The sequence below is a fragment of the Pseudomonas sp. RIT778 genome, from assembly GCF_019718735.1.
Taxonomy (GTDB): domain Bacteria; phylum Pseudomonadota; class Gammaproteobacteria; order Pseudomonadales; family Pseudomonadaceae; genus Aquipseudomonas; species Aquipseudomonas aphyarum.
Window position 1 is genome coordinate 44,106 of the sequence record NZ_JAIHBA010000039.1, and the last position, 14,983, is coordinate 59,088.

At 58.5% G+C, this 14,983-nt stretch carries 15 protein-coding genes; 10 read left to right on the forward strand and 5 right to left on the reverse strand.

Translation table 11 applies throughout. From position 1 onward, the window contains the following. Window positions 1-852, forward strand: a complete 852-nt coding sequence (locus K5E37_RS25060; protein WP_221535423.1) for a ChaN family lipoprotein — start codon at window positions 1-3, stop codon at window positions 850-852. Between the two features lie 226 nt (window positions 853-1,078). Here the strand turns inward: K5E37_RS25060 and K5E37_RS25065 are convergent, their stop codons facing one another. The 4 genes from K5E37_RS25065 to K5E37_RS25080 all read right to left on the reverse strand — a co-directional run bounded on the left by K5E37_RS25065 (window position 1,079) and on the right by K5E37_RS25080 (window position 4,362). Beyond that, window positions 1,079-1,861, reverse strand: a complete 783-nt coding sequence (locus tag K5E37_RS25065) for a Crp/Fnr family transcriptional regulator (RefSeq protein ID WP_221535424.1) — start codon at window positions 1,859-1,861, stop codon at window positions 1,079-1,081. A gap of 15 nt (window positions 1,862-1,876) precedes the next feature. Beyond that, a complete protein-coding gene (locus tag K5E37_RS25070; protein ID WP_003228231.1) occupies window positions 1,877-2,149 on the reverse strand; it encodes a TfoX/Sxy family protein in 273 nt (90 codons plus the stop codon). A 220-nt stretch (window positions 2,150-2,369) separates the two neighbouring features. Further along, complete coding sequence (locus tag K5E37_RS25075) at window positions 2,370-2,714, reverse strand: pentapeptide repeat-containing protein (RefSeq protein WP_007959639.1); 345 nt, start codon at window positions 2,712-2,714, stop codon at window positions 2,370-2,372. Between the two features lie 91 nt (window positions 2,715-2,805). After that, the gene (locus K5E37_RS25080; protein ID WP_221535425.1) at window positions 2,806-4,362 is read right to left on the reverse strand and encodes a bifunctional aminoglycoside phosphotransferase/ATP-binding protein; all 1,557 of its coding nucleotides are present in this window, start codon (window positions 4,360-4,362) and stop codon (window positions 2,806-2,808) included. A gap of 118 nt (window positions 4,363-4,480) precedes the next feature. On the opposite strand from K5E37_RS25080, the gene mrcB reads away from it, so the two are divergent. Genes mrcB through K5E37_RS25095 form a run of 3 tightly spaced genes read left to right on the forward strand, consistent with a single transcriptional unit; the run spans window position 4,481 to window position 7,903 of the window. After that, a complete protein-coding gene (gene mrcB, locus K5E37_RS25085) occupies window positions 4,481-6,805 on the forward strand; it encodes a penicillin-binding protein 1B (protein WP_221535426.1) in 2,325 nt (774 codons plus the stop codon). A 16-nt stretch (window positions 6,806-6,821) separates the two neighbouring features. Beyond that, on the forward strand, window positions 6,822-7,568 hold the full coding sequence (locus K5E37_RS25090; protein ID WP_007959642.1) for a hypothetical protein: 747 nt from the start codon (window positions 6,822-6,824) through the stop codon (window positions 7,566-7,568). Beyond that, window positions 7,568-7,903, forward strand: a complete 336-nt coding sequence (locus K5E37_RS25095; RefSeq protein WP_064599443.1) for a YqcC family protein — start codon at window positions 7,568-7,570, stop codon at window positions 7,901-7,903. The genes K5E37_RS25090 and K5E37_RS25095 overlap by 1 nt, the downstream gene beginning before the upstream one ends. Window positions 7,904-7,921: 18 nt before the next feature. Here the strand turns inward: K5E37_RS25095 and K5E37_RS25100 are convergent, their stop codons facing one another. After that, a complete protein-coding gene (locus K5E37_RS25100; protein ID WP_007959651.1) occupies window positions 7,922-8,338 on the reverse strand; it encodes a DUF4124 domain-containing protein in 417 nt (138 codons plus the stop codon). 400 nt (window positions 8,339-8,738) lie between these two features. On the opposite strand from K5E37_RS25100, the gene K5E37_RS25105 reads away from it, so the two are divergent. The 6 genes from K5E37_RS25105 to msrQ all read left to right on the forward strand — a co-directional run bounded on the left by K5E37_RS25105 (window position 8,739) and on the right by msrQ (window position 14,726). Further along, window positions 8,739-10,463 (forward strand): acetolactate synthase 3 large subunit, encoded by a 1,725-nt coding sequence (locus K5E37_RS25105; RefSeq protein ID WP_085608788.1) that lies wholly within the window; start codon window positions 8,739-8,741, stop codon window positions 10,461-10,463. 2 nt (window positions 10,464-10,465) lie between these two features. Beyond that, window positions 10,466-10,957, forward strand: coding sequence for an acetolactate synthase small subunit (ilvN, locus tag K5E37_RS25110; RefSeq protein WP_003176102.1), 492 nt, complete (start codon window positions 10,466-10,468; stop codon window positions 10,955-10,957). Between the two features lie 48 nt (window positions 10,958-11,005). Next, window positions 11,006-12,022 (forward strand): ketol-acid reductoisomerase, encoded by a 1,017-nt coding sequence (gene ilvC / locus K5E37_RS25115; RefSeq protein ID WP_007959661.1) that lies wholly within the window; start codon window positions 11,006-11,008, stop codon window positions 12,020-12,022. Window positions 12,023-12,169: 147 nt separating this feature from the next. After that, on the forward strand, window positions 12,170-13,027 hold the full coding sequence (gene pssA, locus K5E37_RS25120; protein WP_007959662.1) for a CDP-diacylglycerol--serine O-phosphatidyltransferase: 858 nt from the start codon (window positions 12,170-12,172) through the stop codon (window positions 13,025-13,027). A 62-nt stretch (window positions 13,028-13,089) separates the two neighbouring features. Further along, the gene (gene msrP, locus K5E37_RS25125; RefSeq protein ID WP_085608663.1) at window positions 13,090-14,103 is read left to right on the forward strand and encodes a protein-methionine-sulfoxide reductase catalytic subunit MsrP; all 1,014 of its coding nucleotides are present in this window, start codon (window positions 13,090-13,092) and stop codon (window positions 14,101-14,103) included. Next, window positions 14,103-14,726, forward strand: a complete 624-nt coding sequence (msrQ, locus tag K5E37_RS25130) for a protein-methionine-sulfoxide reductase heme-binding subunit MsrQ (protein ID WP_221535427.1) — start codon at window positions 14,103-14,105, stop codon at window positions 14,724-14,726. Before msrP ends, msrQ begins: the two co-directional genes overlap by 1 nt. Window positions 14,727-14,983 lie beyond the last annotated feature (257 nt).

Consider the following 14,983-nt stretch of genomic DNA (forward strand, 5'->3'; position numbering starts at 1 on the left):
ATGCGCGGGATTCTGCTGTTGGCGGTGTTGTGGCTTGCGGGTTGCCAGCATGTTGCGGAGCCGCCGGTCGTGGGCGAGATCCGTGATCTGCGTAGCGGCGAGAGTCTGACGGCGCAGCAATTACTGACGCAACTGAGCAGGCCGACGCGGCTAATCATTGGCGAACAGCATGACAACGCCGATCACCATGCCCTTCAATTGTGGTTGTTGCAGAACCTCGAAGAAACGCGACCCCAAGGCAGTCTCCTGTTGGAAATGCTGACGCCCGATCAACAGTCGCGGGTTGATGATGTGCGACATGCCACAACGCCACCGGTTGATCTTCCCGCTGCATTGGCCTGGCAGGACGGTTGGGACTGGAATCTCTACGGCCCGATTGTGCGGTTCGCCCTGACGCAATCCTGGCCGTTGCTGGCAGCCAACCTCGATAACATCGAAATTCGTGCGTTCTATCGCGATCCTCCGGTTTTGAGCGGTGAGCGCAGCAACGCCAAATCCGTGAAAGAGACGCTGTTGGAGCAGATCGGCGATTCTCACTGCGGCTTGCTGCCGTCATCACAAATGCCGGCGATGCTGGCCGTTCAACAACAACGGGATCGGCGCATGGCCTCGCGTTTGTTGGCGGCGCCTGCGCCTGCCTTGTTATTGGCGGGTGCGTATCACGCGCGCAAGGATGTGGGTGTGCCGCTGCATGTGCTGGATCTGGGCGCGCCGGAAGCGCCGACGGTGCTGATGCTGGCGGAGCAGGGCAGTCAGGTTACGGCGGCGATGGCTGATTATGTCTGGTACACACCAGCCACCCCGAAACCGGATTATTGCGCCGAGATGCGTAAACAGTTCAGTAAAAAATGACTTTTCCACAGGCAAAAAAAGACCCGGTAAAAACCGGGTCAAATAACCGTGATTAGCCTGATGAGGAGATAATCTGAGAGTCCGAACCAAGGGCTTTTCAGAATATCGACTGATCTCGCGACCAGTTGTGATAATCATAGCGATTCTCATTACCAAGTCAACTGCTGTTTTTTCATTTCTGTCGTTTTGTCCCGGCAATGGCGTAAACGCCCGGTGAATCCGGGCGTCAGATCTGGGCTGTGAGCTGCTTGTTGAGCTGGTCGATACGCCTCGCCATGCTTTCGATCAGGCTGTGGGCGATTTTCGGATTGGTGCGGGTCATGCTCAGAAACTGATCGCCGGGAATCAGCATTACGGTGCTCGCCTCCCGGGCAATGACCGTCGCGTTGCGCGGCTCGCCAGTAAACACCGCCATTGCGCCGAATATTTCATCCCTGGGCACGTCGCCTACCTTGTGCCCGTTAACAAATGCTTCGGCGTGTCCTTCGATAATCACGAACACATGGTCGGCGACATCGCCCTCGCGGATCAGAACGTCCCCGGCTTCAACCCGCTTGAAACCGTTGGTGCTGCGAAATTCGCGCGGCTTGAACTCGGCGACTGCGTGCGCCAGCAACGCCATCTGCCCGAGCAGGTAGCGCAGAAACTGCTCCGATCGCGACGTTTCGCCGTACACATGTTGAAACAAATCGCTTCGGCGATAGGGCAGTAATGTCAGCGGGCTGTCCGAGTACAGCGTGCAATCCGCCCATTCCGGACCCTGTTGCAGGCCGATCAAATCGCCCTCATGCCAATAGAACAGACCACGTCCACCCAGCCGGCCGGTGACGACACCTTGAGTGAGCAAGAACAACTGGTCGTCCGGCAAACGTGCCAACAGATCATCCGTGGCTTCAAGTTCCAGCGCTGGCCCGCACGGCGACAGGCCTTCAAGCCATTGCGCAGGCAAGCTCTGCAAGTGGTTGATCAATGCATCGGCCTGGGCCGATTGTTCCCCGAGCAGGTACATGGCGTTCAGTGCCCGTTAGTTCTTGTGGCGAGAGGAAATGGCTTCCAGCTGCTTGTTCAGCGCATCCTTGCGTTCGGCGGGAATGTCGTTCCAGTGCACATCCATCAACGCCCCTTCGATCGCGTACAACAACACCTTCGACGCCCGGAACCCGCGAGTGCGCACGGCCCGGTAGGCATCCACCGCACCGAGGCGACGCAAGTCGGAGGCGCTATGGATGCCCACGGCATGCAGCCATTGCGCCGACGTCTTGCCAAGATTCTTCAGGTGTTGCAGTTCATCATTCATCAAGCCTCCTTGCGACGGCCGAATGGTGCGTGGGCGAGCTTCTCAGGAGTGTAGCCATCAGTAGGAAAAGCGTGGTTGTTTGGTCGGATTCAACGCAAACGCTTCTAAGAAACGTCAGGTTTCACTGATGAATCAGGACGGGGAGGGCGAGGGAGAATTACCAATAGCACGCAGTCCAGCGCAAAGCGGGGGCGCTGGACGGTTCAGGTTTTTAAAAGCTTCAGCGGGTGCGATAACGCAGGCGTGTACCGAAATTCATCGACATCAGGATTTCGTCGGCACTCAGCTCCGGCGGGAAGTAGGCCCCGGAAATCTGCGCATGAGCCAGGCTCGCGCCTTCCAGCGAGGCGTTGCGAAAGTCGATGCCGCGCAGGTCGGCGGAACGGAAGTAGGCGTCCCGGAAATCCACGCCATCGGCGTTCAGTTCACGCAGGTCGAGGCCACGGAAATCACCACCAACCATGTCGATCGGGCCGTCTTTCGGGCGTTCATTGTTGAAACCTGTGATGTCGTCTTTGTGCAGCAAGGCATAAAGCGGGGTGTCGAGAAGTTTCGGCTGGCTCATGTCAAATCACCTGTTGGTTTTATGACGCCAGTATAGTGCCACTATTTGACGGCCGTGAAGCGAGCGAGGGCTTCACGGCCGAAATAGTTTCTTACAGACCTGGCAGGCGCTGGCGAATCTGCGCCACGACGGTGTCGAGGGTGCCGGATTCATTGGTCTGCACGCGCTTGCTGCGCAGGATTTCTTCCGGCGTCAGGGCTTCGCGGTTGGCCTGTTGTGCTTCGATCACGGCGAGGGTCGCGTCGGACGGATCCTTCTTGTCCGCCTGACGAATCGCCAGCCAGCTCTCGATCACGGCCTGCGGAGCATTGCAGTCAAGGATCAGGAATGGCGCGCCAGTGGCTTCGGCGACCTTGGCGGCGTTGTCGCGTTGTTCGCGCTTGAGGTAAGTGGCGTCGATCACCACCGGGAAACCGGCGTGCAGGATCACTTCGGCGATTTCATGCAGACGAGCATAAGTCGCAGTGCTGGCATCGGCGCTGTAGATCCCGGCCTGAACATCATTGGCAACGGTTTGCTCGCCGAACAGACGTTTGCGCTCGACATCGGAGCGCAGACGGATCGCGCCCAGCGCTTCGACCAGGCGCATGGCCACATGGCTTTTGCCTACAGCGGACACGCCGTGGGTAATCGCCATGAAGCGCGAAGGAATGGTGCTGTAGCTTTCCGCCAGGTTGGCGTAGTTGCGGTACTGGCGCAGGGTGGTGGCGCGCTGCACCGGAGTGGCGTCGGCCGGCATGCTGAACAGTGCAACCTTTGCACGTACCAGCGCACGGTAAGCCTTGTAGAAGTTCAGCACTTCCAGGCCTTGGTAGTCGCCGGTCAGTTCCAGATACTGGCTGATGAAACGACGGGCCAGGGATTTCAGGCCACGGTCTTCCAGGTCCATCGCCAGGAAACCGGTGTCAGCCCAGACGTCGGTGAAACGGAACGGTTCGTTGAATTCGATGCAGTCGAAGATCACGACTTTGCCGTCGATCAGCGTGGCGTTGCCCAGGTGAATGTCACCGTGGCATTCGCGAGTTAAACCGTCTGCCTTGCGTTGGGCGAACAGTGGTTTCAGGCGATCGAAGCTGCTTTCGGCCCACGCTTGCAGGGCGTCGAGTTGCAGCAGGTCGTTCTTGTCGCTGAGGAACGGCAGGATCTGTTCGAAGTTCTGGCGCACCGGCGCCATCACGCTGTCAGGCGTACCGGCGTCGTGTTCGGCCGGGACTTTCGGCGCGTTGAGGTGGAAGCGGGCGATCTGCTCGGCCATCGCGTCGACGTGCGCGGCGGTCAGCTCGCCGTTGGCTTGCAGGGTGCTGAGCAGGCCGGTCTGCGGGAACTGGCGCATTTTCAGCAGGTATTCGATGGCCGGGCCTTCGCCACCCAGTTGCGGGGCTTCGGCGCTGCCGGTCACTGGAATCACTTCCAGATACAAATCTTCGGTCAGGCGCTGGTTCAGACGCAGCTCTTCGCCGCAGAAGTGTTCACGGGAATCGAGAGCGGTAAAATCAAGGAAGCCGAAATTCACCGGCTTCTTCACTTTATAGGCGTAGGGGCCGGTGAGCAGTACCCACGAGATATGGGTTTCGATGACCTGGAACCCTTCGACGGGGTGCGGGTAGAGGGCCGGGTTTTGCAGGGCAGCGATCAGGGACTGGCTCACGGACGATCCTTCAGAGACTGGGGGAAATTCAAGGCGCTCATTATGGCCGCTCGCCAGCCCGACGCAAACCTCGGAGCGCTCCTGTTGAGTATGAATAAAGTGCGTATAATCCGCCGCCATGACTCGTACTCGATCCCCCCGTACCCCTAAAAAACCAGCTTCCCGGGGCCTGCGCCCATGGTTGGGCTGGGCCCTTAAACTCAGTCTGGTCGGCCTTGTGGTGCTGGCCGGCCTCGCCGTTTACCTCGATGCCGTGGTGCAGGAGAAGTTCTCCGGCAAGCGCTGGACCATCCCGGCCAAGGTGTACGCGCGTCCGCTCGAGCTGTTCGTCGGACAGAAGCTGAGCAAGGACGATTTCCTCACCGAACTCGATGCCCTGGGCTATCGCCGCGAAGCCGTGAGCAACGGTCCCGGCGCGGCGGCGGTCAACGGCAACACGGTTGATCTGAATACCCGTGGCTTCCAGTTCTACGAAGGCCTTGAGAAACCGCAGCCGGTGCGCGTGCGTTTCTCCGGCGATTACGTGGCCGAACTCTCGGCGACCAACGGTTCGAAGCTCTCCGTGGTACGCCTGGAGCCGCTGATGATCGGCGGTATCTACCCGAAAAACCTCGAAGACCGGATTCTGATCAAGCTCGATCAGGTGCCGCCGTATCTGCTGGAAACCCTGGTCGCCGTGGAAGACCGGGATTTCTACAGCCACTGGGGCGTGTCGCCGAAATCGATTGCCCGTGCCGTTTGGGTCAACACTTCGGGCGGCAAGATGACCCAAGGCGGCAGTACGCTGACCCAGCAACTGGTCAAGAACTTCTACCTCACCAACGAACGCAGCCTGACCCGCAAGCTCACCGAAGCGATGATGGCGATGCTGCTTGAGCTGCATTACGACAAAAAGGAAATCCTTGAGGCTTACCTCAACGAAGTCTTTGTCGGTCAGGACGGCCAGCGTGCGGTGCACGGTTTCGGTCTGGCCAGCCAGTTCTTCTTTGCTCAGCCTTTGTCTGAGCTGAAGCTGCACCAGGTAGCGTTGTTGGTCGGCATGGTCAAAGGTCCGTCCTATTACAACCCGCGTCGCAACCCGGAGCGGGCGCTGGAGCGACGTAATCTGGTGCTCGACGTGCTTGAGCAGCAGGGCGTTGCTTCCGCCGAACAAGTGGCCGCCGCGAAGAAAATGCCGCTGGGCGTGACCACGCGCGGCAAGCTGGCCGACAGTTCTTTCCCGGGCTTCATCGATCTGGTCAAACGCCAGTTGCGTGAAGACTACCGCGACGAAGACTTGACCGAAGAGGGCCTGCGGATCTTCACCAGTTTCGATCCGATCCTGCAGATGAAAGCCGAAGCGTCGGTCAACGACACCTTCAAGCGCCTGTCCGGTCGCAAGGGTTCCGACGACGTGGAAGCGGCGATGGTCGTGACCAACCCGGAAACCGGTGAAGTCCAGGCCATGATCGGCAGCCGTCAGGCGAGTTTTGCCGGCTTCAACCGCGCATTGGATGCCGTGCGGCCGATCGGCTCGCTGATCAAGCCGGCGGTTTATCTGACGGCGCTGGAGAAACCGAGCCAGTACACGCTGACCAGTTGGCTGTCGGACGACCCGCTTTCGATCAAAGGCGCGGACGGTCAGGTCTGGAAACCACAGAACTATGACCGCCGCTCCCACGGCACAGTGTTCCTATATCAGGGGCTGGCGCATTCCTACAACCTGTCGACCTCGCGTCTCGGTCTGGCGGTCGGTGTTCCGAATGTCCTCAAGACGCTCGCGCGACTGGGCGTGACCCGTGAGTTTCCGGCGTTCCCGTCGATGTTGCTCGGCGCTGGCGGCATGACCCCGATCGAAGTCGCGACCATGTACCAGACCCTGGCCAACGGTGGGTTCAATACGCCTATGCGCGGGATCCGCAGCGTGCTGACTGCCGATGGCGAGCCGCTCAAACGTTATCCGTTCCAGATCGAGCAACGGTTCGATCCGGCCTCTATCTATCTGATCCAGAACGCCATGCAGCGGGTTATGCGTGAAGGTACCGGCAGTTCGGTTTATAACGTGTTGCCAAGAACCCTGACACTGGCGGGCAAGACCGGTACCAGTAACGATTCGCGCGACAGCTGGTTCGCCGGCTTCAGCCAGGATCTGCTGGCGGTGGTCTGGCTCGGCCGTGACGACAACGGCAAGACGCCGTTCACCGGCGCTACCGGTGCGTTGCAGGTCTGGACCAGTTTCATGCGCAAAGCCGATCCGCTGCCGCTGGACATGCCGCAGCCGGATAACGTGGTGCAGGCCTGGGTCGATTCGCGTACCGGCCAGGGCTCCGATGCCAACTGTCCGGGCGCCGTGCAGATGCCGTATATTCGCGGCAGCGAACCGCCACCCGGCGCCTCCTGCGCGGGCGAAAGCCCGGCATCGGGCGAGTCGGTGATGGATTGGGTCAAGGGCTGGATGAATTAAGCAAAGAGGGTTTCAAGTGAACAAGTGGTTGATTCCAGCGGTGACCGCCGTGGCTTTGCTCAGCGGCTGCTCCACCGTACAGCGTGGTTCGATTCCGGTTGTGGACTCCGGCACTGCCGTATCCAACAGCGAGCGCATTTCGGCCAATGGCGGTTTCCGTCAAACGACGGTGAAACGTCCTGCACAGGCCCAGACCCAGGCGATCCCGCAAGGTGATACCGGTGTGGTAGTGATGGTGCCGGGCGGCGCAGCGGCTTCGGCACCGATCAGCTCTTCGCCGATCGTTCCGGGCCCGGCGTCCGGCGGCATCACGCCGGGGCCGTACAACCCTTCGGCGGTCGAGTCGGCGCCGATCAGCTCCGGCAGCTACAGCATGCCTTCGACGCCCAGCGGCATTCCTTCGGCCAGCAGTGGCGGCGGTCTGTCTGCCGATGAACAACTGGACGGCCCGGTTCTCGCACTGTTGAGTACTGCGCAACAGCAGCAGGCCGGTGGCGACCTCAACGGCGCATCTTCCAGCCTGGAGCGTGCACAGCGTGTAGCGCCGCGCGAGCCGCAAGTGCTTTACCGTCTGGCGCAGGTGCGCATGGCCCAGGGCGATGCGCCGCAAGCCGAGCAGACCGCTCGCCGTGCACTGACCATGGCCAATGGTCGTCCGGACTTGCAGGCCAGTCTGTGGGAATTGATCGCTCAGGCACGTGAGAAGCAAGGTGATTCCGCCGGCGCCACTCTGGCCCGTCAGAAGGCCAAGGTTTCGCTGTGATGGACAGTCGTTTCTCCAAGGTCGCCGATCAATTGCTCTTGATCGAGCGTGAACTGCGCGCCCAGGGCTGGTGGGATGACGTCCAGCCCTCGGTCGAAGCCTTGAGCAGTGTCGAGCCGTTTTCGGTCGACACCCTCGATTTCGAGCAGTGGCTGCAATGGATCTTCCTGCCGCGGATGAAGATGATCCTCGAACAGGATCTGCCATTGCCCAATGCCTCGGGCATTCAGGAAATGGCCGAGATGGTTTTTGCCCAGCGCAATCTGCAGGGCAAAGATCGGCAGCTTCAGGTATTGCTCAAAGAGTTCGACCTGCTGATCACCGCTTCGCGCTGAACCGGAAACTGCCAGTGGTTACTGGCAGTTTTCCGCAATCTGTTTTTGTGCCTCCGCAGTACGTTGCTGGCGCTGGTCGTCGCTCAGCCGCCGCAATTCTCCCTCTACCTCCTCCCTCAAACGCGGATTGTTCTGCAGTTGCGCGAGATTCGTGCGCGCCTGTTCGCAAAATGCCGTGAGCTGATTCTGTTGCTCGGCCACTTGCTTCTTGACCTTGTCATCGATGGCTTTCTGGTCGCCCAGCGCGCCGCTGCCAGGTAATGCGGCAGGTATTGGTGCGGTAGAGGAGGGCGTCTTCACGGCGGTGGATGACTGCCCTTGTGGTGGCTGCTGATCGAAATGGGTGACGCCCTGGGCATCGACCCATTTGTAGATCTGACCGGCCATACACCATGGGCTGGCGCCGATTAGCAGAGTTAAGAGAAGCGTTCGCATGCTGATTCCTTGGCAAAACTGCGCAATTGAAGCTAACAGAGTAGCGGTTTCCAGGTTTTTTCTTGCGTTCTCATGTGCTTACCCACAATTAAGCACATAGACGACTTGACTTGCAGAGGGCGAAACAGAAGAATCCAAAGTCCGCTGTACAGGGACTGCCAGAAGCAGACCCTCTCGGCAGATCATGAGGCGCATATCCGCGTCGACCTGTTACACCCGCAACGCGTTACCTCGCGCTGGGTGGGAAAGGCCCGCAACACTTGGGACGATCCCAATACTTGCTCAGTCAGTGCTGACGTAGTCGGCGACCACCGTCGCTCATGCTCTGCCGAGAAGTAAACCTATTAAGACCCGTTCGCTTTTTTGTGGACGGTATTCTGGCGTTTTAGAGGTGAACAACGTGGAGCTTTTATCTGGCGGTGAGATGCTCGTCCGCTTTTTGCGTGACGAAGGCGTCAAATATATCTACGGGTACCCGGGTGGTGCTCTCCTTCATGTTTACGATGCCCTGTTCAAAGAACCGGAAGTGACCCACATCCTGGTTCGTCACGAACAAGCGGCTACCCATATGGCTGACGGCTACGCCCGTGCCACCGGTAAAGCCGGCGTGGTATTGGTGACTTCCGGTCCAGGCGCCACAAACGCCATCACCGGTATCGCCACCGCTTATATGGATTCGATTCCAATGGTGATCATTTCCGGTCAGGTGCCAAGCACCATGGTCGGCACCGACGCGTTCCAGGAAACCGACATGATCGGTATCTCCCGGCCGATCGTGAAGCACAGCTTCATGATCAAGCACGCGTCCGAAATCCCGGAAGTCATGAAGAAGGCCTTCTACCTGGCGCAATCCGGTCGTCCGGGCCCGGTCGTGGTCGATATCCCGAAAGACATGACCAACCCGGCCGAGAAGTTCGAATACATCTTCCCGAAGAAAGCCAAACTGCGTTCCTACAGCCCGGCCGTTCGCGGTCACTCCGGGCAAATCCGCAAGGCGGCAGAAATGCTCCTGGCGGCCAAGCGTCCTGTGCTGTACTCCGGCGGTGGCGTGATCCTCGGCAACGGCTCCGCGCCGCTGACCGAGTTGGCGCAAATGCTCAACCTGCCGGTTACCAATACCTTGATGGGCCTGGGTGGCTACCCTGGCACTGATCGTCAGTTCATCGGCATGCTCGGCATGCACGGCAGCTACACCGCGAACCTGGCGATGCACCATGCCGATGTGATCCTGGCGGTCGGTGCGCGTTTCGACGATCGCGTGATCAACGGCGCGCCGAAGTTCTGCCCGAACGCCAAGATCATTCACATCGACATCGACCCGGCTTCGATTTCCAAGACCATCAAGGCCGACGTGCCAATCGTGGGTCCGGTGGAGAGCGTCCTGACCGAAATGGTCGCGATCCTCAAGGAAATCGGCGAAACCCCGAACAAGGAAGCGGTCGCCAGCTGGTGGAAGCAGGTTGATGAGTGGCGCGGTGATCGCGGCCTGTTCCCTTACGACAAGGGCGACGGCAGCAAGATCAAGCCACAGACCGTGATCGAAACCCTGTGCGAAGTGACCAAGGGCGACGCCTTTGTGACCTCCGACGTGGGCCAGCACCAGATGTTTGCTGCGCAGTACTACAAGTTCAACAAGCCGAACCGCTGGATCAACTCCGGTGGCCTGGGCACGATGGGCTTCGGTCTGCCGGCCGCGATGGGTATCGCTCTGAGCTTCCCTGACACCGATGTTGCGTGCGTCACCGGTGAAGGCAGTATCCAGATGAACATCCAGGAATTGTCGACCTGCCTGCAATACGGTTTGCCGGTCAAGATCGTCATCCTGAACAACGGTGTTCTGGGCATGGTTCGTCAGTGGCAGGACATGAGTTACGGCAGCCGTCACTCGCACTCCTACATGGAATCCTTGCCTGACTTCGTCAAGCTGGCTGAAGCCTATGGCCACGTCGGCGTGCGCATCACCGAATCGAAAGATTTGAAGTCGAAGATGGAAGAGGCGTTCGCCATGAAAGATCGCCTGGTGGTGATCGATATTTCGGTCGACACCAGCGAGCACGTCTATCCGATGCAGATCAAAGACGGCTCCATGCGCGATATGTGGCTGAGCAAGACGGAGCGTACCTAATCATGCGGCACATTATTTCCTTGCTTCTGGAAAACGAACCCGGTGCTTTGTCTCGCGTAGTCGGCCTGTTCTCGCAGCGCAACTACAACATCGAAAGCCTGACCGTGGCGCCAACCGAAGACCCGACCCTGTCGCGTCTGACGCTGACCACTGTTGGCCACGATGAAGTCATCGAGCAGATCACCAAAAACCTGAACAAGCTGATCGAAGTGGTCAAGCTGGTGGACCTGTCGGAAAGTGCTCACATTGAGCGCGAACTGATGCTGGTCAAGGTCAAGGCCACTGGCGCCCAGCGCGCCGAGATCAAACGCACCACCGATATTTACCGTGGACAGATCGTCGACGTCAGTGCCAGCGTGTATACCGTTCAACTGACCGGTACCAGCGACAAGCTCGACAGCTTCATTCAGTCCATCGGCACCGCATCGATTCTGGAGACCGTCCGCAGTGGCGTCACCGGTATTGCCCGCGGCGACAAAGTACTCAGCATCTAAACCAAATTAGCGAATGGCCTGAACGGCCTGGATATAAAGGGGAAATTCATGAAAGTTTTCTACGATAAAGACTGCGACCTGTCGATCATCCAGGGCAAGAAAGTTGCCATCATCGGTTACGGCTCCCAGGGCCACGCCCAGGCGTGCAACCTGAAAGATTCCGGTGTCGACGTTACCGTCGGTCTGCGTAAAGGTTCGGCCACCGTTGCCAAGGCTGAAGCCCATGGCCTGAAAGTGACCGACGTGGCTGCCGCTGTTGCCGGCGCCGACCTGGTCATGATCCTGACCCCGGACGAGTTCCAGTCCCAGCTGTACAAGAACGAAATCGAGCCGAACATCAAGAAAGGCGCCACTCTGGCCTTCTCCCACGGCTTCGCGATCCACTACAACCAGGTTGTTCCGCGTGCGGACCTCGACGTGATCATGATCGCGCCGAAAGCCCCGGGCCACACCGTACGTTCCGAATTCGTGAAGGGCGGCGGTATCCCTGACCTGATCGCGATCTACCAGGACGCTTCGGGCAATGCCAAGAACGTTGCACTGTCCTACGCCGCCGGCGTGGGTGGCGGTCGTACCGGCATCATCGAAACCACCTTCAAGGACGAGACCGAAACCGACCTGTTCGGCGAACAAGCCGTTCTGTGCGGCGGTACCGTCGAGCTGGTAAAAGCCGGTTTCGAAACCCTGGTTGAAGCTGGCTACGCGCCGGAAATGGCCTACTTCGAGTGCCTGCACGAACTGAAACTGATCGTTGACCTCATGTACGAAGGCGGTATCGCCAACATGAACTACTCGATCTCCAACAACGCTGAATACGGCGAGTACGTGACGGGTCCGGAAGTGATCAACGCCGAATCCCGTCAGGCCATGCGCAACGCCCTGAAACGTATTCAGGACGGCGAATACGCCAAAATGTTCATCAGCGAAGGCGCAACCGGCTACCCTTCGATGACCGCCAAGCGTCGTAACAACGCCGCTCACGGTATCGAAATCATCGGCGAGCAACTGCGCTCCATGATGCCGTGGATCGGTGCCAACAAGATCGTCGACAAAGCCAAAAACTAAGTCGTCGAACCTTGTATGAAAAAACGCGGCCTCGGCCGCGTTTTTTCGTATGGGCGGGCGGTTCTGGTATAAAGCTGCATCGTTTGTGGCCGAACCGTCGTCCCAGACACCTGTCGAAAATGTCCAATCCGTTGCAAGGTACTGTCCATGAGCGAACGTCCCGAAGAGCCGAACCAGGCTTCCGACGCCGAAAGCCTGCTGCCCATCGATGAGCACATCGAAGAAGGGCATGACGCAGAAGGCCGTAAAGTCCGGCATCGTGGTATCTATCTTCTGCCGAATCTGTTCACCACTGCGAACCTGTTCGCAGGGTTCTATTCCATCATCAACTCGATGAGTGCCCAGGCTGCGCTGAGCGCCGGTGACTCGGCGAATGCGAGCAAGTACTTTGCCTTTGCTGCCATCGCGATTTTTGTCGCCATGGTGCTCGACGGTCTTGATGGTCGCGTAGCGCGCATGACCAATACCCAAAGCGCCTTCGGCGCCGAGTACGACTCGCTGTCGGACATGGTCGCCTTTGGTGTCGCGCCGGCATTACTGGCATTCGGCTGGGCGCTGGGTGACATGGGCAAGGTCGGCTGGATGGTTGCCTTCATTTATGTGGCGGGTGCGGCATTGCGTCTGGCGCGCTTCAACACTCAGGTAGGTACCGCCGACAAGCGCTACTTCATCGGCCTGGCCAGCCCGGCTGCTGCTGGTGTGGTCGCGGGTATTGTCTGGGCGTTCAGTGATTACGGGATCCAGGGTTCGAAGATGTCATTCCTGGTTGCACTGATGGTGGCGGCTGCCGGCATGCTGATGGTCAGCAACATCAAATACAACAGCTTCAAGGAGCTGGATTTGAAGGGGCGCGTGCCTTTCGTGGCGATCCTTGCGGTGGTGCTGGTCTTTGCCGTGGTGTTCAGCGATCCGCCTCGCATTCTGCTGCTGGTGTTCCTCGCTTATGCCGCGTCGGGCCCGGTGCAGTATCTGTTGCATCTTCGTCGTCACAAACACGCCGAGTGATGTAATTTCCCTCATACTCCGCAGTCTATGGTGCATCTGTCCTCCAAAGCTGCGGAGTTGCCATGCTGATCAAAGTCCCCAAAGCGTCCGATTGCCATGAGTCGGACGTAACGCCTGAATCCATTTATCTCTCTCGCCGACAATTGCTCGGAGCGACTGCGGCCGGTTTGGCCGTGAGCACTTTGCCGCGCTGGGCCAGTGCCGAAGAGGCTGCCCGCTATGCCGATGTAGAGGCCGGAAAAGCGCCCGCCTGGTTTGCCGAGAAGTTGCCCTCTGTCAAATGGGGCGCGGTGAACGTCAAGAATGAGGCGATCACACCTTTCAAGGACGCCACCCATTACAACAACTTCTATGAGTTCGGTACCGACAAGGGTGATCCGGCGGCCAATGCCGCTTCCTTGAAAACCGAACCATGGACTGTTGTCGTGGACGGGGAGGTGGGTAAGCCTGGGCGTTATGCCCTGGAAGACTTCATGAAGCCTTACCAGCTGGAAGAGCGTATTTATCGCCTGCGTTGTGTCGAGGCGTGGTCGATGGTGATTCCCTGGATCGGTTTTCCCATCTCGGCACTGTTGAAGCAGGTAGAACCTACTTCGAATGCCAAATACATTCGCTTCGAAACCTTGCAGGATCCGAAGAGCATGCCCGGACAGCGTTCGGGATTTGCCCTGATCGACTGGCCTTATGTAGAAGGTTTGCGTCTGGATGAGGCGATGAATCCCTTGGCGATTTTGGCGGTGGGTATGTATGGCCGCGAATTGCCAAACCAGAACGGTGCGCCGTTGCGTCTTGTGGTGCCTTGGAAGTACGGCTTCAAAAGCGTCAAATCCATCGTGCGGATCAGTCTGGTCAGCGAACAGCCGAAGACAACCTGGCAGAGCATTGCTGCGGATGAGTACGGGTTCTATGCGAATGTGAACCCTACTGTCGACCATCCACGCTGGACTCAAGCGCGGGAGCGGCGACTGCCTAACAGTCTGTTCAAGCCGAATGTGCGTGATACGCAGATGTTCAACGGCTACTCGGATGAGGTCGCTTCTTTATATACAGGGCTCGATCTGCGGAAGAACTACTGATGCGATATCCGATCTGGCGCGTAGGCGTTTTCCTGGCTGCGGCGATCTGGCCGCTGTTGTGGTTCTATCAGGCTTTTGCGGATCTGCTTGGGCCAGATCCGGGGAAGGTTCTGGTTGATCGGCTAGGGCTTGGGACATTGGTATTGCTGTTGATCACCCTGAGTATGACGCCGCTGCAGAAACTTACGGGGTGGGCCGGGTGGATTGCCGTGCGCCGTCAGTTGGGGCTCTGGTGTTTTGCCTATGTGGTTCTGCATCTTTGCAGCTATATGGCGTTCATTCTCGGTTTCGACTGGTCGCAACTCGGTGTCGAGCTGCGCAAACGTCCCTACATCATTGTGGGTGCTCTGGGTTTTCTGGGGTTGTTTGCATTGGCGATTACCTCCAACCGATACAGTCAGCGCCGTTTAGGTACCCGCTGGAAGAAGTTGCACCGGCTGGTGTATGTGATTCTCGGGTTGGGATTGCTGCATATGTTGTGGATTGTGCGTGCTGATCTTAAGGAGTGGGCAATCTATGCCTTTATAGGTGTTTTCCTTTTGGTGCTGCGTATTCCTCCATTGACCCGCCGGATCCCGCGTTTGATGGGTAAAAAGCAGGTTTTTCAGGAAAAGCGAAATTAAGGGTTGACGGCAGATTCTGAGTCTCTATAATTCGCCCCACTTCCGGCGCAGTCGAAACGGAAAACTCCTTGAGATTCAATGAGTTAAGTAGGTTTCGAGAGCGGGTCGCTTCAGTTCATCGAAGCCTGGAAGGAGTTGGAGATGCCGGTTTGTTCGGCGCTTTCAACGGTTCGATCTTCTCGGTCGAAAGCGGAGAAAAAGAGGTGTTGACAGCAGCGTGTAACGCTGTAGAATTCGCCTCCCGCTAACGAGAGATC